The following is a 21,308-nucleotide window of genomic DNA, read 5'->3' on the forward strand; positions in this document are numbered from 1 at the left end:
CGCGTATGGAACTGAAGCTTCATCAATTCGACTTGCCGCTTAAGCATACTTTTACAATCACGCATGAATCTCGTGACGTCCAGCCCACCCTCATTGTGGAGTTGACTTGGCATGGAAAAAGCGGTTACGGTGAAGCAACAGAAACACCCTATTACGGTGTCACCATGGAAAAAATGGTGGCGCAGGTGGAAAGTATCCGACATCAGTTACCGCATGACATTCTTCCGCACCCCACAGATTTCTGGAAGATGCTATCCAAAACCTTATTAGATGAGCATCCCTTCGCCCTGTGTGCGCTTGATGTCGCTTATTGGGATTTATGGGGCAAAACGCACAACAAACCACTGTATGAAATTTGGGGATTAGCGACTTCTAAAAATCCAATTACAGATTATACGATTGGGATTGATACCGTTGAAAAAATGGTTGCTAAAATGCGTGAAATGCCATTCCCGCTCTATAAAATCAAACTAGGCACCGACGATGATTTAGAGATTGTCGAAGCCCTACGAAAAGAAACGGATGCTATTTTTCGGGTTGATGCCAATACCGCTTGGTCTCCAGAACAAACGATTTACTTTTCGCCAGAGTTACAGAGATTGGGTGTTGAATTTATTGAACAACCCTTGAAAGCCGACAATTGGGACGGAATGAAGAAAGTTTTCAAGGAATCTGTTTTGCCCATAATTGCTGATGAGTCGTGTATTTTGGAAGAAGATGTGGCCAAATGTGCTGGCTATTTTCATGGGGTCAACATCAAACTAATGAAATGCGGTGGGCTAACCCCTGCCCTGCGCATGATTAAAGAAGCTAAAAGTCTAGGTTTAAAGGTGATGGTGGGTTGTATGACCGAATCAACGATCGGTTGTTCAGCCATTGCTCAATTACTACCCTTGTTGGACTATGTCGACATGGACGGGTGTTTACTTGTTGACGACCAAATCTCCCGCGGCATCACCATTGATTTTGGAATAGTACACTACGCGCAAACAGCCGGAACAGGTGCAGAATTAATTCGAAAATAATGTCCTACCAAATCCACCAAAACAGTATCCCAGAGCGAATCGTTTCTTTCGAGGGCAAAGAGTACCGTTGGCTGGGAGGCACCAACTACCTAAATATCGGCACCCATCCCCTATTTCAAGAAAAATTACAGGAGGGGATTCGAATTTTTAGTCAAAATTGGGGCAGTTCCCGATTGAATAATTTCCGCATGGATGTGTGGGAAAATTTGGAAGCAGATTTAGCGAAACGCTTTCGCGTCGAAGCTGCAGCGCTATGCAGTTCAGGATTATTAGCCGGTCAAACAGCTATGCAATCTATTGCGCAAAAATACCCGGAGGCCAAGATATCGTTGGCACCAAAGACGCATCCGGCTTTGTGGCGCCATCCTCACCTACCAACTCCTGGGGAATTTTCTGCTTGGGAAAAAGAGGCTCAAATACTTTGCATGGATGGCATAGGTTCACCGTGGGTGGAAGAATTTTTGACGGGATTTGAACAACAGTTGTCTCCAAATCAAACATTGATCGTTGACGAATCGCATCGATTAGGAATTGTTTCAACACAGATACAAACGCCAGCGAATTTGATACAAACAAGTTCATTATCAAAAGCTTTTGGGATTCCTGCTGGTATTATTTTAGGTTCAAAAGATACTATAGAGACTATTAAAAAAGACCCCTTTTGGATTGGGGCATCGCCTGCAAATCCCGCTTATGTATATGCTTGCTTGCATGCACAAGAAGCTTATGATGAGCGCGTTATCTTATCTGCTGAACTAGCGAAAGCATTTACCAAAAATGCTACCCATGTACATCTTGTGCCAAATTATCCCGCATTCAGTTCTGATAATACGGCAATTTTTGACCATTTAAAATCCCATGGATTTTTATGTAATCAGTTCGCGTATCCTCATCCTCAGTCGGCACCGCTATGTAGAGCCATTCTTCCTTCATGTTTGAATATGCAGGATATTGAAGAACTAACTCAAGCCCTCAGCACCTATGAAAACGCTTAAAGGAATACTGCTAATTTCACTTCTTTCTAGTACATACATTCAGGCACAAGACCAGGTTATCGAACAGTTATTGAAGGCAAATCCAACCTATTTCAAACAGTTAACAGATAATCCCGCTAAATACCGCTTACAGATTTTGTACACGCAAATCGACCGGGATGTAGATAATAAGCCTAAATTCACCACGCATGCGTATCGGGTAGATGCGAATGAATATTTTTATCCGGCGAGTACGGTGAAATTGGCTGCTAGTGTATTGGCTTTGGAAAAAATCAATCAACTGAAGATTGATAAAAATACAACTTTTCAAACCTTGAAAAATCGGCCTACACAGCTCGAAGTTTTACAAGATACGAGCGCAGCGAATGGGTTGCCGAGCATTGCGCATTATATCAAAAAGATCCTTTTAGTTTCTGATAATGAAGCATATAATCGCTTGTATGAATTTTTGGGGCAAAAGAATTTCAATAAAATAATGGCTAATAAAGGATTTGAGGGTGTTCGATTTACGCATCGACTTCAGACAAGCATTCCTTTATTAGAAAATCAGTACACGAATCCGGTGCAGTTTGTTAATGATCAGGGGAAGGTAATTTGGCGTCAAAAAGAACAGTTTAACAAAAAGCAAATTCAATCTCCGAATCCCCTGCAAACCATACTCGGAAAGGGTGTAATGAATGATTCTGGGCGAATTAGCATGAATCCGGTAACATTTGGGTTTAAAAATGCATTTCCTTTACAGGCCCAACATGATTTCTTGAAACGATTAATGTTCCCTGCATCTTTCGTATCCAAAGATCGATTTAAATTAACTGATGAAGATTATCGCTTTCTATATCGATATATGTCGGAATACCCTACCGAGTCTAAAAAGCCAAGTTATTCTGCCGACAGTACCATCGGACCTGCCTATTGCAAGTTTATTTTATATGGTGGAGAAAAACATGCCCAGCTTAATCCGGATGTGCGAATTTTCAATAAAGTAGGTGATGCCTATGGATTCTTATTGGACAATGCCTATTTCGTAGATTTCAAGCATCAGGTAGAATTTATGGTCACGGCGACCATTTACTGCAACGAAGATGAAATATTCAATGATGATAAATACGAGTATGATACCATTGGCTTCCCATTCTTCAAACACTTGGGTGAGGTGATTTACCAACACGAGTTAAGTCGGCCAAAGAAAATTCTTCCTAATTTAGACTACTTGAAATTTAGCTATGCGGATTAACATCATTCTTTTTATTTTTTTTGCTCAAGTAGCTTGGGCTCAAAAAACCATCGGAATAATCAACGTTTCAGTTGGAAACATCCGAACTGAACCAAAAGAAAGTGCAGAAATGAGCACGCAAGCCTTTTTGGGCACACCTGTACAGATTCTAGAAAAAGCCGAAACCAAGAATTGGTATCGTATACAATTACCGGATCATTACCAGGGATGGATTGAAGGAAGTGCAATCATTCGCATGGATAGTGCCGCCTATCAAATCTATAAAAAATCGGGGACCGAAATGATAGTTCGGGTACCCTTTAGCAAGGTGTATCAATATCCGAGCGGCAAATCAGAAATTATTAGCGAATTAGTTCAGCATAACCGGCTAATTTCCACCAAGAAGAAAATTGGATTTTGGGAAATTAAAATGGCCGATGGAGTTCCTGGCTATGTTTCCATGAAAGATGTAGAAAACTATGAGGCGTGGAAAAGGGCGAACCCTGCTCCTACAGAAAACCGGATTCTTCAAGCGGCGCATCAATTAATGGGAATACCTTATTTATGGGGAGGCACTTCAATCAAAGGCATGGATTGTAGTGGATTTACCAAACTGGTTTTTCAGGCTAATGGGTGGATAATTCCACGCGATGCTAGCCAGCAGGCACGCGAAGGAATCATGGTGGATAGCTTACGTCAATGGGAAAATTTAAAAGTTGGGGATTTGCTATTTTTCGGAAGTAAAAAAACCGACGGAACAAACAAAGTCGTACACGTAGGAATTTGGGAGGGTAATAGTGCTTATATTCATGCGGCTGATCGCACACGTCGTGCGAGCATGGATCCACAATCAAAGGATTTTGATGCTTACAATTTAAATCGCTATTTGTTCACGAAAAGAATCGAATCACTTGCAAAGGAAGTTCAAAAATTAGATTAGGCTTTTGATTTTCGATAGGAATAAACCAATACAATACAGCCAAACAAAACCGCAGGAATCGAAAGGATTTGCCCCATATTCAGTGTCAAATTATTCTCAAATGAACTTTGATTCTCCTTCAGAAACTCGTAGAAAAATCGAAGCGTGAAGAGCACAATCATAAACGCTCCCGTCATCAATCCCTCCTGGCTAGCTTGCTTCTTTTTAGACCAGAACCACATTAATAAGGCGAATATAACTAAACAAGAAAGTGCCTCATACAGTTGAGAGGGATGGCGTGCCAACACTAAATTGGGATCACCATAGGGATTAAACTCCGTATCACGAAGAAATTTAAAACCCCAAGGCAATTCGGTTGGCTTCCCAATAATCTCTGAATTCATCAAGTTACCCATGCGAATAAAGAAACCAGCCAAGGCAACGGCAGGAACTATCCGATCCGTAATATGCAAATATGACATACCCGAATTCTTTTTTGAGTATAAATAAAAGGCAATAAACAAACCAATCGAAGCACCATGAGAGGCTAAACCAGAAAAAGGTGGCGTAATCATTTGAATGAAAAAACGCAAAGGATCTGCTTGCAGCAAAGGGAATTCATAGAAAAAATAATGTCCAGCGCGCGCTCCCACAATAGTTGCAATCATCGTATATAACAACAACTGATCAGCCTGCTCGGTTGGCTTGCCCTCTTTTTTAAAAATATACGTCACAAGCTGAAATCCAGCAAGAAAAGCAAGAGCAAAGAAGAATCCATACCATCGGATTGGAAAACCAAAAAGATCAACTATTACTGGATTCGGATCCCAAGAAATGAAAGCTATAAACATAGGTTTAGTGAATTAAACCCAAAATTAAGAGAAAAATTAACAATTACCTTGTAACCTTTCTCACCAAAACGTGGATTGATTTTTTAATCACTTTAGCCGGATACAAACGCTGAGGTAGACCTAAAGCAAACGTGCTTTGAGCAGAAAACAACAGAACTAACAAGGATAAAATGATTTGTCGATGATTTTTCATATCGCAAATATAAATACATTTATAGTACTATGCAATACAAGGTACTATTTATTTTATCAAAGAAATTATCATGCATTAGATGCCAGAAGGAATCAAAAGGTTGCTCGCCTACTAAAAAATGAAGAAAAACGCATTAGCTAATGTGCTTTAATCATATTCTGATTTCAGAAAAGGTTTGTTTGGACGAGCCTTTTCTGTTTATTTTGAGGCTATATGCAAGAAATCGAGCCATCCTTTCAGTGGGAATCTATTTACAATGCGGCACATGATCGCAAATCCCCTTTTTATGGCCGAACTTATTCACAAACTGAATACGAAAATGACATCTATGGGTATTACATTCATCCACTTTGGGATGAAATAGACTCTGAAACGCTTTATTGTAAAATTCTCTTTACTGATTATTCAAGTCAATATACCATCATCGAATTATTTGGTGAATGGAATGACACCTTACACAATGACATCATGTTATTGAAAAGGCAGGTTATCGACCATTTATTGGCTGCTGATATTAAACATTTCATACTGATAGGTGAAAATGTCTTTAATTTTCATGGAAGTTATGAAGATGATTATTATTCAGAATGGTTTGAAGAAATAGAAGAAGGTTGGATTGTTGGCCTACATTTCGCAACATTTATTCAGCAAGAATGGGCAAAATACCATGTTGATTATTACATTAATTTTGGAGGCAACCTACAAATACCCAACTGGCGAACCCTAAAACCTGATATGATTTTTGCCTATTTAACGCATATCATGAGCAAACGCTTAGGTCCTGCATAATTATTTTTAAATTCAGGTTACAAATTTATGGAGGAAAGCTTACCTTCGAAATATTAACATAGACCCATCATTTAATATGAAAAACTTTACACTATTCCTTTTACTCAGCATTTCATTTTTGAGCTTTGGCAAGAAACCGGATACACGTTATTTTGAAATGCGCATTTATTATTGTCACCCAGGACGTTTAGACGCTTTGTTGCAACGATTCACGAATCACACAACCAAGATTTTTGAAAAACACGGTATGACGAATGTGGGGTATTGGATACCAAATACTAACACCGAAAATGCACTGTATTATATTTTAGCGTACCCATCTAAAGCTGCGCGTGATTCTTCTTGGAAACATTTTAGCGCAGATCCCGCGTGGAAAGAGGTTGCCAAAAAATCTGAAGAAAGTGGAAAAATCGTAGCAAAAGTAGTTAGCAAATTCATGAATGCTACTGATTTTAGCCCTAAAATTAAACCTTCGGGAGGCGCAGTAGATCAAACATTTGAATTGCGTACCTATACGCAATTACCCGGCAGAAATCCAGCCATTTTATCGCGCTTTAAAAACCATACATTGAAGCTTTTCAAGAAACATGGTATCAATAGCGTTGCCTATTTTACTACGATTGAAAAAGACCCGAATGTTCAAAGCCAATTGGTTTATTTGGTTTCTCATCCATCTGAATCAGCTGCAAAAACGGCTTGGGAAGCTTTTGTAAATGACCCCAAATGGAAACAGGTTTCAGAAGATTCACAAAAAGATGGTAAAATCATCGAGAAATTAGAATCTATCTTTATGAGCCCAACGAGTTTCTCAACAATTCGATAAATGGTCGTATCTTTGGACGTGGTTATTCAAATGCCACGTCCAAAAATATGCAGTGGATAAAAAAAGGCTTGTTGTTTTGCCCAGATGGTAAATCAACTTGGAATCAACGGGGATATGCACATGTGGTTTGTGCGGATACATCCTTTGAGGACAAAATAAGACTCTACTATTCTGCACGCGACAATCAAGGTCGCTGTCAAGCTTCTTTCTTTGACCTTGATTCCAACAATCTTTCAAAGGTAATTTACGTGCACCCTGAACCCATTTTGGATTTAGGTGTTCCTGGAACTTTTGACGATTGTGGCATCATGCCCACTTGGTTTATGCAAAATGGGGAAGAAAAATGGCTTTATTACATCGGTTGGACCGTCCGAAATACCATACCCTATCACAATGCCTTAGGACTTGCCACATCCTTAGATGGCGTTCATTTTACGAAGAAATTTACTGGACCAATCATCAGTACCTCAGCCACTGAACCATATTTTAATGGATCGGCCTGTTTTTTATTTGATCAAGGGAAATACAAAGTTTGGTACCTAAATTGTACGCATTGGGTAGAGGATGAAGGGCTCATGGAACCATGCTACCACATCAAATATGCAGAGTCCTTGGACGGAATTCAATGGGAGCGAAAGGGCCAGGTGGCCATTGACTACCGTGATTCGGTAGAGGGTGGTATTTCCCGTCCATCCGTTATTGTTGAAAATGGTATTTATAAAATGTGGTTTTCTGCACGCGCAATCACGGATTATCGAACAAATCGTGATCGTTCCTACCGCATCTACTATGCAGAATCTACCGATGGAATTAACTGGAATCGCTTCGATGAACAAGTGGGTATTGATGTGAGTGAAAATCCAACTGATTGGGATTATGGTATGATTGAATACCCATTAGTGATCAATCACCAGGGTAATAAAATCATGTTCTATAATGGAAATCATTTTGGACAAACTGGCGTAGGTTATGCCGTAATGGAATAATGCAAATGGATTTTTCTCGCTACGACAAACATATTTTCCCTGGGTCACATACCCCCGAAAAACCCAAAGTAAGTATTTGCTTCATCACCTACAAGCACGAAGCCTATATACGAAAAAGCTTAGATGCTATTCTGGAGCAAAAAACCAATTTTGATTTTGAAATTATTATTGGGGAAGATCATTCACCGGATGGTACAGCGGAAATAGTTCGTGAATATGCACTAAAATATCCACAAAAAATTAAGGCCTACATAAGACCTGAAAATCTGGGTTCAAAAATCAATTACGTCCATTGTTTTCTTGATTGCAAAGGAGAATACATCGTGCACATAGAAGGAGATGACTATTGGACAGATGCATTAAAATTACAACGCCAAGTTGATTTTCTTGACCAAAATCCTGAAGCATCTGCCTGCTTCCACAATGCAGAAATCATCTATGAAGATGGTAGCAATCGTGCGCCTGTTTTAATTAATCCGATTGACCAAAAAAAGTGGGTGGAATCGGCCGACTTCCTCGTTGAGAAAGAAACGTGGTTTATGGCTACCGCAGCGGTCATGATGCGACGAAAATTTGCTCATCCCCTACCTGAATGGTTTTTACATTCCAAAAGTGGCGATATTCCGCTTTACGTCATTTTAGCTGAGCAAGGTCCCATTGGGTATTTACCCGAAGTAATGTCCGTATACCGGAAAAACGAAGGAGGAATCAGCATGACCGACCATATTTACTCGGACGCGTTCATTAAAAATAGAATTTTCATGTATGCGCAAATCAATGCACATACTCATTTCAAATACCAACATCTCATTAAACCCATTCTTCAGGCATATTACCTGATGCGAATGGATTGCCACGAGAATAAATCAAACTGGGGTAAAAAATCCTACTATTTTAGTCGGGCCACATTACTTCATCCCCCTCGGACTTCTAAAGCGTGGAAAAGCTATTTGAAAACAAATCTGCTTAGCCCTAAAACCCTTTTGGCCTATCTCAATTTTCGTTCCAAATTGAACCAATTCATTAAGCGATAAATTTGCATTTTTTGTTGATTTAAATGACCTTTACTCCAAAGCGTTATCGCCCAACCTGTATATACTATGAAAAAAACTTTCCTTGGACGATTGTCCATTTTAGGCTCCATATGCCTTGTTGGCTATTTAGGCATTTCATCCTTCCAAAAGAATGAACATCAACGCTGGGGGCAAGCCCTACTCGATTCATTAACTGAATCGCAAAAGCACGAAGCAGTTCATGCTTTGGAGGGTTTACAAATTGATCCAGATTTACAAATTACGACCTTCGCGACAGAGCCAATGGTAAAAAATCCGACCAATATGGACATCGATTCAAAGGGGCGCGTATGGATTACGGAGGCATTTAATTACCGACCAGCCATTGCGGGAAATCCTACGAATCCTGCCGGGGATCGTATCATCATTTTAGAAGATAGCAATGGAGACGGGAAAGCGGATAAAGAAAAAGTTTTTTATCAGTCACCGGAATTAAATGCACCATTGGGTATAGCCGTTTTGGATAGCATGGTGATTGTCGCACAAAGTCCATACATCTGGAAATTGTATGATGATAACCACGATGATAAAGCAGACCGAAAAGAAATCATGTTTCAGGGTATTGGAGGAGAGCAACATGACCACGGTGCACACGCATTTACTTTTGGGCCCGATGGAAAACTATATTTCAACTTAGGAAATGAAGGAAAACAACTATTGGATGCTCAAGGCAAACCCGTTTTAGATCAAGATGGGGATATTATTGGACCCAACAAATACAAACAAGGCATGGTTTTCCGCTGTAATTTGGATGGATCCAATGTAGAATGCCTTGGTCAAAATTTCCGGAATAATTTTGAAGTTGCTGTAGACTCCTATGGCGCATTATGGCAATCCGATAATGATGACGATGGAAATAAAGGCGTTCGTATCAATGCCGTGTTTGAACATGGAAATTATGGCTACACGGATGAAATGACAGGTGAAAGCTGGTATGTAAAACGCACCAACATGGAAACCGAAATTCCACTTCAACACTGGCATTTAAATGACCCTGGAGTTGTTCCTAATTTACTACAAACAGGTTCAGGATCACCTACCGGAATTTTGGTTTATGAAGGGCAATTATTACCTGCTAAATTCCAAAATCATATTATCCATGCCGATGCAGGACCGAATGTAGTACGTGCATATCCCACAAAAACACAGGGCGCAGGATACTCAGCGAGCATCATTAACCTAGTAGAGGGCGTTAAGGATCAATGGTTCCGACCAGCAGATGTAACGGTCGCACCGGATGGATCCATTTTTATTGCCGACTGGTATGATCCAGGCGTAGGGGGACATCAAGCGGGAGATCAAAACAAAGGACGCATCTACCGAATAGCACCCAAAAACACGCCATATCTGATTAAAAAATTACATCTTGATTCGCCAATTGGAGCCATTACGGCATTATTCAACCCCAATTTGGCGACTCGGTATTTAGGCTATAAAGCCTTACAAGGCTTTGGAAAAAAAGCGCATAAAGACCTTGCTGACATTTATGAAAGTGAAAGTAATCCACGCTTGAAAGCCCGATTATTTTGGATACTAGCTCAAGGACCAGATGGATTAGCTTACATCGATAAGGCACTTAAACAGTCGTCCCCGGAATGGCGCATGATGGGCATTCGTGCAGCAAAAGTGCGCCCATTTGATTCATGGAAGTCATTAGCACATCGCACAGTAAATGATTCCGACTTTCAAGTGAAAAGAGAATTAGCTATTGCCTTGCATCACCTAAAAAATACCGAGGCAGATGATATTTGGGCTCAATTAGCAAGCCAGCATACCGGAACAGATCGCTGGTATTTAGAGGCCTTAGGTATTGGCGCTGATCGATTATGGGATTCCCGACTAAGTGCCTATCTAGCATTAAAACCGGCAGATTCCCCTGCTTTTCGTGACCTCATATTCCGTGCACGCACACCACTAGCAAATCAATATGTATTCCAATTTCTAAAAGAAGGCAAATCATTAGCAGAAAAATTACGCTATTTCAGGACGTTGGATTTTTTACCAGGTGAAGAAAAATCAGCCTTATTGGTACAATTAATCAATGACCAATTAAAAAGTGACGCAGAAGCATCACTCGTAGCCATCCGTCATATTTCACCAGACTATATTCAAAATAATGTCGTAGCCAGAAAAACGGTAATCAAATTATTGCCCAAAAATGATGTGGATGAATACACTAAACTCATTGAAAAGTACAGTCTAACGGAAATGAAACCTGACCTCATGAAAATTATTTTAAGTAATAAAGGAGGGCGCCAAGCAGCAAAAGCTATTTACTCGCTTGAGGGAGGAAGTGAATTTATCAAAAAAAGCTTTGCACAAGGAAATACCGCGACAAAACGTTCCATTATCGAAGCGATTCGCTGGGTAGGAAATAAGGAAACCGTCGCACTGTTAAATCAAACCTTACTAAATACCAAACTTGATTTAATTGTTCGTAAAGATGCAGCCAAAGGTATCGGAAACTCATATCCTGCGGGTGAAGACTTTGTGCTTCAAGCATTGAAGCAAAAACAAATTCCTGAAACACTCATCCCGTCCGTTGTAGAATCTGTTAGCAGAGCCTGGCGAAAAGGCGTTCGTTTAGAAGCAAATACGTATTTAACTGGTGTACAAAGTGCTAACAAAACAAAGCACCCGGCATTAAATGAGTTGGTCAATTTAAAAGGCGTCGCTCAAAATGGGATAAAGGTATTTGTAGAGCAATGTGCCATGTGCCATCAAATTAACAATGAAGGGATCGACTTTGGTCCAAAATTATCGGAAATCGGTTCAAAGTTGTCAAAAGAAGGCATGTACCTTTCCATTCTACATCCAAATGCAGGAATTGGGTTTGGTTATGAGACCTTTGAAATAACAACGAAAAAAGGGGATGTCTATCAGGGAGTTGTTACCTCAAAAAATGAAACGGATATCATCTTAAAATTGCCTGGCGGAAGCACACAAAATTTCAAAACGTCAGCTTTGAAGTCCGTTAAGCAACTTGATAATTCAATGATGCCAGATGGCTTAGCGGATGGCATGTCGACCACCGAATTAACCGATTTAGTGACCTATTTAAGCACTTTAAAAAAGAAATAACTATGAATCGTCGTTCATTTAGCCAATTAATGACTGCAGGAGTTTTAGGCAGCCAAGCAATCAAAGGCAATACAGTTGCTGACAATACGTTTAGTTTAAAATATGCCCCACACTTTGGGATGTTTGAACAACATGCCGGGAAAGATTACATCGACCAAGTAAAATTCATGCATGAAATGGGATTTCGAGCTTTGGAAGATAACGAAATGATGGACAAACCTGTTGCCGTACAAGAGAAGATTGGAGCAACTTTGGGCAATTTAGGAATGGAAATGGGGGTATTTGTCATTAAGTTTCCGGGATTTTTTGATAAATCACACATGACATCAGGAGACAAGAGCTGGTCAGATTTATTTTTGAAATCGTGCAAAGAAGCTGTAGAAACTGCCAAACGTGTCAATGCTAAATGGGCAACCGTCGTACCAGGAAATTTTACCCGTAATTTACCTCTCGGGATACAAACTGGGAACGTTATCGAGGTACTAAAAAGAGGTGCAGAGATATTAGAACCCCATAAATTAACGATGGTACTGGAGCCATTGAGTGATAATCCAGATTTATTCTTACGTTATTCAGATCAGACGTATATGATTTGTAAGGGAGTAGGCAGTCCATCTTGTAAGATTCTTTTTGATATGTACCACATGCAAAGAAACGAAGGGAATATGATTAAGAACATGGATTTATGTTGGTCTGAAATCGGCTATTTTCAAATTGGCGATAATCCAGGACGAAAAGAACCGGGGACGGGCGAAGTCAATTATGCCAATATTTTCGAACACCTACGCATCAAAAAATACGACGGTATTTTGGGTATGGAACATGGGAATTTCAAGCCAGGCAAAGCGGGCGAACAAGCATTAATTGCCGCATATCGAAAAGCTGACCAATTGTAAATTTGGATAATTAATTAAATATTTAGATATTAGCCTAATTATTTAAAAGATATGGAAGCAGCATTCAAAGCAATCAATGATGTTACACGAAGAGAGATCCTTCAGTTTCTGATTCAAGGACCGCAAAATGCCGGACAAATTGCCAAACAGTTTGACATGACCAAGCCAAGTATTTCGCATCATTTGGATTTGTTAAAACAGGCACAATTGATTGATGCGGTTAAAAAGGGTCAGTTTATTCATTATAGTTTAAATAAAAAGGGGTTTGAAAGTATCCACCAATGGTTTCAAGCGTTTGCCCAACATTTTGAATTTCCAAAACCTAAAATCCGATTGTAATTGTCGGTTTACTATTTTTAAAATAAATTCGTAAAAAAAATCAATTCGCATGAGCGCTAACTTGCCATCTTCGTATTCTTTCATTGCTAGTCAAACACCGCGTGATTTTATCGGTTTAGGTGTTATAACATTACCCAAGCGGAATTTATTCCAATCAATTTCCGACTTCTTTGCTGAGAAATCAGGCAAAAAGCGAATTTCATTTTTCTTATTAGGAGCCCACGAAATAAAAGTTGTCCATTACCAAGGTTCAGAGATTATTGGCTCTAGCGACATACCCAAAAATTTAATTGAATCCATCGAAATACATGCATCCAAAACACCGGATGCTTTGGTCCTTATTTCAAACATTAGCTTAGTTGAATGTATTTCTGTAAATGAGAAAGGAACAAAAAAATTAAAGAATCATCAATTCAATTTGATGCCCGCGCTTTTAGGTGAAAATACAAGCCCCGTGAACAACATAAACGATATCGTTTGGGCGCAAGAGAGTCGGCATACAATCGTAGAAACCTTAAAGGCTTGGAATACGGCTATACAGGAAAACAACTAGTCATTAGCGGCTTTTTCTACATCGAGCTCCAGCAAATCCTTGGATTTGAAGGCTACAACCGTGACCAGAAACAAGGTTAAACCTGCGCCAAATAAGACAGATGGGATTGTACCTAAAAATTTCGCTGCAACCCCTGATTCAAAGGCCCCCATTTCATTGGATGTACTTACGAAGACGCCATTGACGGAGGAAACCCGTCCTCGCATCTCATCTGGAGTAAATATTCGTAAAACTGTTTGGCGAATTATTACACTTACCGAGTCGAAGGCCCCAGTAAAAAATAGAGCCGTTACAGACAACCAAAAGTTTGTCGATAAGCCAAATACTAGAGTAGCCAATCCAAAACCTGCAATAGCCAGTAACAAATTCCGCCAAGCATTTTTCAAAGGGGGAAAATAAACGAGCATTAGCATTGTTACCACCGCACCTACGGATGGAGCAGCACGCAAAATTCCAAGTCCCTCCGCTCCTACCTTCAAAATATCTTCGGCAAAGATGGGTAAAATCGCAATGACACCGCCGAACAAAACCGAAAACAAATCCAATGAAATCGCGTAAAGAATAATTTTCGTCTTAAATACATATTCAATTCCCTCACGTAAGCTTTGCCATATCGACTCATGTACGACCGTTTTGGGAGGCACAGGCCTATTCTTAATCAAAAAAATACACACCATAACGGCCACCAACAAAGCAATGACAATCATTAATGACCCCGATAATCCTGCATAAGCATAAAGAAAACCGGCAACCCCAGGACCCAAAATAGACCCCAATTGCCAAAAGGAGCTATTCCACGTCGCTGCGTTTGCAAAGACCTCTTTAGGTACCAAAAAAGGATTCAAAGACGATGCCGCGGGACTAAAAAAACCTTTAGCAAGCCCTATTAAAAAAATCACAAAATAGATCAAATAAATATGAAAATCGGCTTGCCCTGAATTCAACTTCGTTGCTGCATACAACAATAAAACTGACCCCAAAATGATCAGCGTTAATGAGCCCTGCATAATTTTTTTCTTGTCTCGATTATCAGCAAAATGCCCCCCAAACAATACCAAAGAAATGTAGGGAACCGCTTCAGCTAAACCAATTAATCCCAAAGCCAATGGATTGTGCGTCAAATGATAGATCTCATAAGCCAGAATAACTTCCTGAATGAGCAAAGCCATTGTAAACAGGGTATTTCCCGTTACATAGGCCCTAAACTCAGGATAACGAAGCGCCTGATACGCGTCTTTGGTCTTCAATAATGACATAAAATATAAATCAGTGGACTCGCAAAAGCTAAATCGCCAAGGTAACGCATTTGCATTTGAGCCCTAAAGTAATAAATCCAAACATGAATCCCCCAAATAATAAACATGACGGATAAAATAAACAGGTTGGCACCCAACAATCCTAATACTGGTAATATGCCTAATATTACCCACATAAGTACAATCCAAAAATGCCATTTACCTCCATCCGCAAGCAAAGTAAACAACCAAAGATTTTGTAAAGCCAACAAAAAAACTACCAATCCCATGGTGATCAATTCGCTAGAAAATCCAAAACGCGCTGCAGTGGGCAGAAAAATACCCACACTGAAAATACTGGCCGTTAATGCTTCCTTTAAGCCCCATATACGATCTAAAACCCGCTGCACCCAGGCAAACCAATATCCCAACAAGACAATTACCATCCCTAATCCTGAAAAGATCAATGCATTATCCACCAAGGTTAATAGATATAAATTCAAAAGAAATAAGCCAATCATAACGAGTATAAGTGGTGAGGCGTATCGGGCATGAAAAGCATGCAATGCATCTCGACTAGCCGATGTTCGATTATCGATTTGTCGGTCGATGCCATAAATCAAATATACCGATATACCTAGTAGAGCGCTGATTTCCCAACTGGGCCAATGACGCATAAAAAAATGATAAAACATCATGTGCATCGAAATGACGCTTAATACCACATCCAAACTCAAGAAATGGAGCGTATTAAAAAAGCGCATCTTTATGACTTAAAATAATTAGCGCATCACCTACTTGAATTTTACCCAAAGAAATCGGGACAATTTGTTGGCCAAAATAAACCTTATTTTCTTTCTGCCTAAAACTAGCCAAGGCCTTTAAAACGCCACCTCTGTCCACTTCTCCACTGCTTGGCTCCACATTGACCAACTGGCAGCGAGCACAAGGCTTTGCACCAGAAAATCGCACAGATTCAATAGCAAACTCAGCCCAGGAATCTTCCTCGAAGGCATGACTGCCAGAAACAATGATATTTGCACGAAAACGTAAACGATCAAAACGTTGACCCAATACCTTTTCCACCTCCAAATAAGATGCCTCAGAAGCCAATAATATAGGAAGAGAATCAGCAAAAGAACTTTGATTGGAACCCTGTGTCTGGTATTTTTCACTAATTAACCGAGGTGCCTCCTCCACTTGCATCACTAAGCGGACAGACTCGGCAAGCAATTCCGAAAACCACTCAGACCACCCCTCGCCTACTTCCCGCACCTGTAAAGCATCTTCCCATAGTTCAACCTCAAGGAAATCAAGCAATTCAGGTGAACTGGCTAATACTTTTGATTTTGCCGTAATCCGATCAAAAACGTCAAAACCCAAGTCGTGAATTCTAATTTGAAACCGAGTCAAATCAGGCCGAGTGCGCTGGGTGATAAATTTTCCTTGATCATCGACCAACATAAAACGGCGATCTCCTTTAAATCCAGCGGATTCAACATCGACTTGATCAACCGAAATCGGTCCCAAAGATTTGATCGGAAATAGAAATAAGTGTTGGACTTGAACTCGAGTCATGCTGCAAATTAGCTAATTCAAGTTAAATTACCCTATATGGTCTTATCAGGGTTCCCTTTCATAATGTGCTCCAAAATCCCTATGTTTGTTTCTTATTATAAAAAACCTATTCAATATGAAATCATTTGGCCTAATTAGTTTATTCATACTAACTAGTCTTACAAGTAATGCGCAAGATTTGTTACGGTTGGAAGATGCCATCCAACAAGGTTTACAAAATCAATATTCGATACAAATTTTAAAGAAAAGAGAACTTCAAGCGGCAAATGATAACAGCTTAGGAAATGCGGGTTTTTTACCTACCTTGACTGGAACCGCCAATAAAAACTATACTGTATCAGGGCTAGATCAAGAATTTTTTGGGGGATTACGCCCACCACTTATTCAATCTGGTGTGCGCTCAAACAGTGCCAATGCGGGCATTGCGATGGCTTGGACCTTATATGATGGCCAGGGAATGTTTATTTTACGTGATCGCTTCAAGGAATTGCAAAAGTTAGGTGCACAACAAACCGAAACTTCCATAGAAAATTTAATCGCGCAAATCAGTATTCTGTATTACGACATCATTCGTCAAGATTTACGCGTTAATAACTTTCGCAAAGGATTAGAAATATCAAACGACCGACTGAAGTTAGCCAAAGATCGCTATGAAGTAGGTCAAGGATCCAAAGTTGACTATTACTCTGCTCAGGTAGATTATAATGAGGATAAGGCCTTGTTGCTTGCGCAAGAACAATCCTTTTTAAATACAAAAATCAGTTTAAATACCTTGCTCATCCGTCCACATTTAACCACTTTCCAAACATTACCTGTGATCGATTTATTGCCTAAATTGAATCTAAGTGAACTGAAAGACATGGCATTGAAACAGAATCCAACATTAATGTTAGCGTTGGTGTCAAAAAAAATCACGGATTTGGATACGAAGAGTTTAAAATCCCAACAAACCCCGCAGGTAGATTTATTAGCAGGATATTCGGTAACCAACGTGAATAATGGTGCAGGTTTTGGTGTTCAAAGGGGCTCGAGTGATGTTTTCAATTATGGGCTTCGCGCAACGATTAATATTTTCGATGGATACAATCAGAAACGTCGTATACAAAATGCAAAAATCGCCTCTGAAATTGCACAATTACAAATTGAGGATACAAAAAACCAATTAGTGGCCGCACTGGAGAGATCCTATACAGCTTATGAGAATGCGTTAAATTTGATTACTTTAGAATCAGAAAATTATACCATAGCGAAACAAAACATCGATATTGCTTTTGATCGTTTCAAAATTGGTATTGCAACCTCATATGAATTACGTGAAGTGCAACGGAATGCGGTGGCTGCAGAAACGCGTCTAATTGAAGCAAAATATGCTGCCAAGTCAGCGGAAATTGAATTAATTCGATTAAGCGGAAACCTCCTGTAAGCCTTGCTCTTCATTAAGTTGCTGCTGATAAAGGTCAAAGTAAAGTCCTTTTTTTCGCATTAATTGAGCGTGCTTACCTTGCTCCACTATTTCACCTGCTTGCAAGACAAATACCCGGTTGGCAAGTTTAGCTGACGAAACCCGATGTGAAATAATCAAACTCGTTTTATCCTGCATAATCTTTTTCAAATGGGTCAGGATTTTATGTTCTGTATGGGTATCTACAGCTGAAAGGCAATCATCTAAAATCAATAAACTCGGATTTTTAGCTAAGGCACGTGCCAAGGAAACCCGCTGTTTTTGACCTCCTGAGAGGGTTACCCCTCGTTCGCCCAAAAGGGTTTCAAATTGATTGGGGAAATCGATAATATTATCATAGACGTCGGCATATCGAGCTGCTTGATACATTTGCTCATCGGTTAAATCATCTTGACCAAATCGAATATTTTCGGCAATGGAGGTTGAGAATAAAAATACATCTTGCGGGACAAATCCTAAATGTTTCCGAACAAATTCAATATCCCAATCTCTTAATGGAATATCATCCAAAAGAATTTCACCAGAACTAGGATCGTAAAAACGTGCCATTAATTGAGAAATCGTACTCTTTCCTGAACCTGTTGTGCCTAAAAGGGCAACGGATTCACCTGCATTAATTTCCAAATTAATATTCTTTAATACTGCTCGGTCTGTCCCTGGATAAGCAAATGAAACTTGGTTAAAAGTCCATTTACCTAAAATCGCTTGTTTAATTTGCAAACCTGGCAACAACTCTGATTTGATTTCCAGAAACTCATTGATTCTTTTTTGAGAAGCCGCAGCACGTTGAATCTGAGAACTAGTCCATCCCAGTGCCGTTACTGGCCAGGTCAACATAAATACATACATAATGAACTCGGTTATATTTCCCAAAGTCATCCGGCCAGCCATAACCTCATTCGAACCAACATACACGACCAAAAGTGTACTAAATCCCACTAGCAAAGAAATCAATGGCGTAAACAAAGAGTCAATCTTAACTAAATCCAATGACTTTCTCCGGTAATTTGCAGAAGCCTCTGTAAATGCTTCCAAGGATTGATTCTCCCTAACAAAAGATTTTAAAACGCGAATACCCGAAAAGGCCTCTTGCACAAAAGTGGAAATGGTAGATAAACCCGCTTGTATTTCCTCCGACTTTTTAATAATCAACGAGTTGACATAATAAATACTAAATGACAAAATAGGCAGAGGAAGAAGTACATACCACATCAGCGTAGTACTTACCTGATGCATGTAATAGATAACGAGCGTGAACACCGTAATTAAGTTCAGTCCATACATCATGCTAGGTCCTACGTACATACGAACTTTACTCACATCTTCTGAAATACGAGCCATCAAATCACCGGTATTTTGTTTTCGATAAAAAGAAAGGGGCAAGGTTTGGTAGTGAGAATAAATCTCTTGCTTCATTTCATATTCAATGTGACGCGACATTACAATGAGCGTTTGGCGGACCAAAAACAAAAAAACACCCTTAATAAAAGCCATTAAGACAATCAGCGCGCCATAATAAAACAACGTACTAGCAAATACTTCGTAGAAAGCTGTCTGCAGTGAAAAACCCTTGAATAAAAAATAAATGTCGATGGTCTCAGTTACTAAATCAAGTGCAAAACGAACCAATTGAGCCGGAACAACCCCAAAAAAATTGGAACAAAATGTAAATACGATTCCCATGAAGAGAAGCCATTTATATTTCCAAAAATATTGATTGAGGTGACTTAGTGAGCCCATGTATTGAATAAGTTGGCACAAAGATAGGACCTTTCTAAATTAAAATTTGTAATTTTGTGTTTTACAAATCAAGAACGCTCTTTATTTTTCGGATGGTTAATAGAAGACTACTACGGGTCAAAGCATTTCAACAAATGTATGCCTTTTGGACGCAGGAACGCGCGCAGCATCAATTAGCCTTTGATGGCTTGCAAACTATTTTTCTACCCGATTTATCATTAATGGTTGCCAAAGAAGAGCAGGCACCTCGATTAGAGGGACTTAGGAAGTTGGCCGAAATACAATTAAACGAATTTTTTCAAGGTATTCCCACAGAGGAAAGTATTCCAGCAGAAGCGCTTGAGGCTGCTCAATCTGTGTATCGAGTTTATCAAAATAATGTAGCGAAAATTGCCCAAGACATGCGAAAAAACATGGTCGTAGAGGTTGAGTCGATTTACAAACAATATTTAAAATTACTATTCTACTTACAGAATCTTCCGAATATAGGTCAATGGGACGAGCAACGTCGTTTATTAGAAAGCCCTATTAAAACTTCACAAATAGCTCACAATAGAGTATTAGCTATTCTTCCCAAATGGAAAGATTTGCAAAATGCATTTGCAGAAAACAACATCGGCTGGAGTGAAGATGAAGAAAGCTTACTCAAGAAATTATTCATTGAGGGCATACTCCCAGACGAAAGCTTCGTGGCATATTTACCTATTGCTGGCAAAGATGTTGTGCAAGACCTTGAAATAGTAAAATACATCCTTAAAAATTATCTGTTAAAACATCCAATCATGACGGAATTTTTCGAGGAAAAAGATTTAAATTGGCATGTTAATAAGGATGTGGTAAAAAGCTTAAGTACAAAAACCTTCAAGGTTGAGTCTTTGGAAGAGTTAAGTTTACAAGCATTAGCATTACAGTGGGACGAGGACAAACAATTCTTTGAAGAATTATTTGACTATTGTGTAAAAGAAGATAAGCAGTTGACGGAATGGGTCAATGACCAAACGAAAAACTGGGATTCAGAACGTTTGGCAACATCGGATTTAATTATTTTAAAAATGGCAGTAGCCGAAATGATTAAATTCGCTAGCATCCCCGTAAAAGTTAGCATAAACGAATACATTGAAGTAGCTAAAAACTATTCTACACCTAAATCTGGACCATTTATTAATGGTATATTGGATGTGGTTTCGATGAAGCTAACGAGTGAAAAAATAATACAAAAATCAGGTCGAGGATTAATCGACATAGCCAGTAAATAATTATGAGTAGATCATCTAAATCATTTTGGGCATTTGTGGTCGGAGCGGCTACTGGAGCAGTTCTAGGAATTCTTTATGCCCCAGATAAGGGAGAAAATACCCGAAGTAAATTGTATTTTCAATTGAATAAGTACCGTGAACAATTGAAGCAATTAATCAATGACATCGTTGATGGAAAAGAAATTCCTGAAACGATGGCTAAATCAGAAGGCAAGAAAGTTGTCAATGACACAAAAGTTAAAGCGGAAAAATTGTTGGAGGACGTTGAAAAAATGATGAGCCAAATCAAAGCAAAATAAGC

The 21,308-nt window shown here is 39.4% G+C and carries 21 protein-coding genes; 15 read left to right on the forward strand and 6 right to left on the reverse strand.

The window, feature by feature from the left end:
* Nucleotides 1-5: 5 nt before the first annotated feature.
* From ACIQZ2_RS03255 to ACIQZ2_RS03270, 4 genes are read left to right on the forward strand one after another with little or no spacing between them, the layout of a single operon-like run.
* Entirely contained in the window at nucleotides 6-1,025 is a 1,020-nt protein-coding gene (locus ACIQZ2_RS03255; protein ID WP_395767409.1) for a dipeptide epimerase, read from the forward strand.
* The gene (locus tag ACIQZ2_RS03260; RefSeq protein ID WP_395767410.1) at nucleotides 1,025-2,020 is read left to right on the forward strand and encodes a hypothetical protein; all 996 of its coding nucleotides are present in this window, start codon (nucleotides 1,025-1,027) and stop codon (nucleotides 2,018-2,020) included. The genes ACIQZ2_RS03255 and ACIQZ2_RS03260 overlap by 1 nt, the downstream gene beginning before the upstream one ends.
* Nucleotides 2,007-3,254 (forward strand): serine hydrolase, encoded by a 1,248-nt coding sequence (locus ACIQZ2_RS03265; protein ID WP_395767411.1) that lies wholly within the window; start codon nucleotides 2,007-2,009, stop codon nucleotides 3,252-3,254. Before ACIQZ2_RS03260 ends, ACIQZ2_RS03265 begins: the two co-directional genes overlap by 14 nt.
* On the forward strand, nucleotides 3,244-4,173 hold the full coding sequence (locus ACIQZ2_RS03270) for an NlpC/P60 family protein (RefSeq protein WP_395767412.1): 930 nt from the start codon (nucleotides 3,244-3,246) through the stop codon (nucleotides 4,171-4,173). The genes ACIQZ2_RS03265 and ACIQZ2_RS03270 overlap by 11 nt, the downstream gene beginning before the upstream one ends.
* On the opposite strand, the gene lgt is transcribed toward ACIQZ2_RS03270, so the two are convergent.
* Both lgt and ACIQZ2_RS03280 read right to left on the reverse strand, forming a co-directional pair.
* Nucleotides 4,170-5,003, reverse strand: a complete 834-nt coding sequence (gene lgt / locus ACIQZ2_RS03275) for a prolipoprotein diacylglyceryl transferase (protein WP_395767413.1) — start codon at nucleotides 5,001-5,003, stop codon at nucleotides 4,170-4,172. The two genes, ACIQZ2_RS03270 and lgt, sit on opposite strands and share 4 nt — an antisense overlap.
* A gap of 43 nt (nucleotides 5,004-5,046) precedes the next feature.
* A complete protein-coding gene (locus tag ACIQZ2_RS03280) occupies nucleotides 5,047-5,196 on the reverse strand; it encodes a hypothetical protein (RefSeq protein WP_395767414.1) in 150 nt (49 codons plus the stop codon).
* A gap of 213 nt (nucleotides 5,197-5,409) precedes the next feature.
* On the opposite strand from ACIQZ2_RS03280, the gene ACIQZ2_RS03285 reads away from it, so the two are divergent.
* From ACIQZ2_RS03285 to ACIQZ2_RS03320, 8 genes are all read left to right on the forward strand, one after another.
* Nucleotides 5,410-5,985, forward strand: a complete 576-nt coding sequence (locus ACIQZ2_RS03285; RefSeq protein WP_395767415.1) for a hypothetical protein — start codon at nucleotides 5,410-5,412, stop codon at nucleotides 5,983-5,985.
* Nucleotides 5,986-6,061: 76 nt separating this feature from the next.
* On the forward strand, nucleotides 6,062-6,808 hold the full coding sequence (locus ACIQZ2_RS03290) for an NIPSNAP family protein (RefSeq protein WP_395767416.1): 747 nt from the start codon (nucleotides 6,062-6,064) through the stop codon (nucleotides 6,806-6,808).
* Between the two features lie 47 nt (nucleotides 6,809-6,855).
* A complete protein-coding gene (locus tag ACIQZ2_RS03295) occupies nucleotides 6,856-7,794 on the forward strand; it encodes a hypothetical protein (RefSeq protein ID WP_395767417.1) in 939 nt (312 codons plus the stop codon).
* Nucleotides 7,795-7,799: 5 nt separating this feature from the next.
* Entirely contained in the window at nucleotides 7,800-8,828 is a 1,029-nt protein-coding gene (locus tag ACIQZ2_RS03300; RefSeq protein WP_395767418.1) for a glycosyltransferase family 2 protein, read from the forward strand.
* A 66-nt stretch (nucleotides 8,829-8,894) separates the two neighbouring features.
* A complete protein-coding gene (locus tag ACIQZ2_RS03305) occupies nucleotides 8,895-11,948 on the forward strand; it encodes a PVC-type heme-binding CxxCH protein (RefSeq protein ID WP_395767419.1) in 3,054 nt (1,017 codons plus the stop codon).
* Between the two features lie 2 nt (nucleotides 11,949-11,950).
* On the forward strand, nucleotides 11,951-12,844 hold the full coding sequence (locus tag ACIQZ2_RS03310; protein WP_395767420.1) for a hydroxypyruvate isomerase family protein: 894 nt from the start codon (nucleotides 11,951-11,953) through the stop codon (nucleotides 12,842-12,844).
* Nucleotides 12,845-12,895: 51 nt separating this feature from the next.
* A complete protein-coding gene (locus ACIQZ2_RS03315) occupies nucleotides 12,896-13,183 on the forward strand; it encodes an autorepressor SdpR family transcription factor (RefSeq protein WP_395767421.1) in 288 nt (95 codons plus the stop codon).
* Between the two features lie 49 nt (nucleotides 13,184-13,232).
* Nucleotides 13,233-13,736, forward strand: a complete 504-nt coding sequence (locus ACIQZ2_RS03320) for a hypothetical protein (protein WP_395767422.1) — start codon at nucleotides 13,233-13,235, stop codon at nucleotides 13,734-13,736.
* On the opposite strand, the gene ACIQZ2_RS03325 is transcribed toward ACIQZ2_RS03320, so the two are convergent.
* The 3 genes from ACIQZ2_RS03325 to ACIQZ2_RS03335 are packed head-to-tail and all read right to left on the reverse strand — an operon-like array spanning nucleotide 13,733 to nucleotide 16,549.
* A complete protein-coding gene (locus tag ACIQZ2_RS03325) occupies nucleotides 13,733-14,992 on the reverse strand; it encodes an MFS transporter (protein ID WP_395767423.1) in 1,260 nt (419 codons plus the stop codon). The genes ACIQZ2_RS03320 and ACIQZ2_RS03325 overlap by 4 nt on opposite strands.
* Nucleotides 14,980-15,735: a hypothetical protein gene (locus tag ACIQZ2_RS03330; protein ID WP_395767424.1), complete on the reverse strand. Its 756-nt coding sequence runs from the start codon at nucleotides 15,733-15,735 to the stop codon at nucleotides 14,980-14,982. The genes ACIQZ2_RS03325 and ACIQZ2_RS03330 overlap by 13 nt, the downstream gene beginning before the upstream one ends.
* Complete coding sequence (locus ACIQZ2_RS03335) at nucleotides 15,722-16,549, reverse strand: MOSC domain-containing protein (protein WP_395767425.1); 828 nt, start codon at nucleotides 16,547-16,549, stop codon at nucleotides 15,722-15,724. The genes ACIQZ2_RS03330 and ACIQZ2_RS03335 overlap by 14 nt, the downstream gene beginning before the upstream one ends.
* A 115-nt stretch (nucleotides 16,550-16,664) precedes the next feature.
* On the opposite strand from ACIQZ2_RS03335, the gene ACIQZ2_RS03340 reads away from it, so the two are divergent.
* Nucleotides 16,665-17,972 (forward strand): TolC family protein, encoded by a 1,308-nt coding sequence (locus ACIQZ2_RS03340; protein ID WP_395767426.1) that lies wholly within the window; start codon nucleotides 16,665-16,667, stop codon nucleotides 17,970-17,972.
* Here the strand turns inward: ACIQZ2_RS03340 and ACIQZ2_RS03345 are convergent.
* Entirely contained in the window at nucleotides 17,952-19,751 is a 1,800-nt protein-coding gene (locus ACIQZ2_RS03345; protein ID WP_395767427.1) for an ABC transporter ATP-binding protein, read from the reverse strand. The two genes, ACIQZ2_RS03340 and ACIQZ2_RS03345, sit on opposite strands and share 21 nt — an antisense overlap.
* A gap of 92 nt (nucleotides 19,752-19,843) precedes the next feature.
* On the opposite strand from ACIQZ2_RS03345, the gene nusB reads away from it, so the two are divergent.
* Both nusB and ACIQZ2_RS03355 read left to right on the forward strand, forming a co-directional pair.
* On the forward strand, nucleotides 19,844-21,007 hold the full coding sequence (gene nusB / locus ACIQZ2_RS03350) for a transcription antitermination factor NusB (protein ID WP_395767428.1): 1,164 nt from the start codon (nucleotides 19,844-19,846) through the stop codon (nucleotides 21,005-21,007).
* 2 nt (nucleotides 21,008-21,009) lie between these two features.
* Nucleotides 21,010-21,306: a YtxH domain-containing protein gene (locus tag ACIQZ2_RS03355; RefSeq protein WP_395767429.1), complete on the forward strand. Its 297-nt coding sequence runs from the start codon at nucleotides 21,010-21,012 to the stop codon at nucleotides 21,304-21,306.
* Nucleotides 21,307-21,308: the final 2 nt, after the last annotated feature.

The sequence above is a fragment of the Aquirufa sp. genome (assembly GCF_044342065.1).
Lineage (GTDB): Bacteria > Bacteroidota > Bacteroidia > Cytophagales > Spirosomataceae > Aquirufa.

Excerpts from the sequence above, each read along its gene's own strand:
- ACIQZ2_RS03305 (WP_395767419.1), top strand. The coding sequence starts at position 8,895 with ATGAAAAAAACTTTCCTTGGACGATTGTCCATTTTAGGCTCCATATGC.
- ACIQZ2_RS03260 (WP_395767410.1), top strand. The coding sequence starts at position 1,025 with ATGTCCTACCAAATCCACCAAAACAGTATCCCAGAGCGAATCGTTTCT.
- ACIQZ2_RS03295 (WP_395767417.1), top strand. The coding sequence starts at position 6,856 with ATGCAGTGGATAAAAAAAGGCTTGTTGTTTTGCCCAGATGGTAAATCA.
- ACIQZ2_RS03315 (WP_395767421.1), top strand. The coding sequence starts at position 12,896 with ATGGAAGCAGCATTCAAAGCAATCAATGATGTTACACGAAGAGAGATC.
- ACIQZ2_RS03320 (WP_395767422.1), top strand. The coding sequence starts at position 13,233 with ATGAGCGCTAACTTGCCATCTTCGTATTCTTTCATTGCTAGTCAAACA.
- ACIQZ2_RS03340 (WP_395767426.1), top strand. The coding sequence starts at position 16,665 with ATGAAATCATTTGGCCTAATTAGTTTATTCATACTAACTAGTCTTACA.
- ACIQZ2_RS03335 (WP_395767425.1), bottom strand. The coding sequence starts at position 16,549 with ATGACTCGAGTTCAAGTCCAACACTTATTTCTATTTCCGATCAAATCT.
- ACIQZ2_RS03300 (WP_395767418.1), top strand. The coding sequence starts at position 7,800 with ATGGATTTTTCTCGCTACGACAAACATATTTTCCCTGGGTCACATACC.
- ACIQZ2_RS03355 (WP_395767429.1), top strand. The coding sequence starts at position 21,010 with ATGAGTAGATCATCTAAATCATTTTGGGCATTTGTGGTCGGAGCGGCT.
- ACIQZ2_RS03330 (WP_395767424.1), bottom strand. The coding sequence starts at position 15,735 with ATGCGCTTTTTTAATACGCTCCATTTCTTGAGTTTGGATGTGGTATTA.
- ACIQZ2_RS03255 (WP_395767409.1), top strand. The coding sequence starts at position 6 with ATGGAACTGAAGCTTCATCAATTCGACTTGCCGCTTAAGCATACTTTT.
- ACIQZ2_RS03280 (WP_395767414.1), bottom strand. The coding sequence starts at position 5,196 with ATGAAAAATCATCGACAAATCATTTTATCCTTGTTAGTTCTGTTGTTT.
- ACIQZ2_RS03325 (WP_395767423.1), bottom strand. The coding sequence starts at position 14,992 with ATGTCATTATTGAAGACCAAAGACGCGTATCAGGCGCTTCGTTATCCT.
- ACIQZ2_RS03285 (WP_395767415.1), top strand. The coding sequence starts at position 5,410 with ATGCAAGAAATCGAGCCATCCTTTCAGTGGGAATCTATTTACAATGCG.
- ACIQZ2_RS03345 (WP_395767427.1), bottom strand. The coding sequence starts at position 19,751 with ATGGGCTCACTAAGTCACCTCAATCAATATTTTTGGAAATATAAATGG.
- nusB (WP_395767428.1), top strand. The coding sequence starts at position 19,844 with ATGGTTAATAGAAGACTACTACGGGTCAAAGCATTTCAACAAATGTAT.
- ACIQZ2_RS03290 (WP_395767416.1), top strand. The coding sequence starts at position 6,062 with ATGAAAAACTTTACACTATTCCTTTTACTCAGCATTTCATTTTTGAGC.
- ACIQZ2_RS03270 (WP_395767412.1), top strand. The coding sequence starts at position 3,244 with ATGCGGATTAACATCATTCTTTTTATTTTTTTTGCTCAAGTAGCTTGG.
- ACIQZ2_RS03265 (WP_395767411.1), top strand. The coding sequence starts at position 2,007 with ATGAAAACGCTTAAAGGAATACTGCTAATTTCACTTCTTTCTAGTACA.
- ACIQZ2_RS03310 (WP_395767420.1), top strand. The coding sequence starts at position 11,951 with ATGAATCGTCGTTCATTTAGCCAATTAATGACTGCAGGAGTTTTAGGC.
- lgt (WP_395767413.1), bottom strand. The coding sequence starts at position 5,003 with ATGTTTATAGCTTTCATTTCTTGGGATCCGAATCCAGTAATAGTTGAT.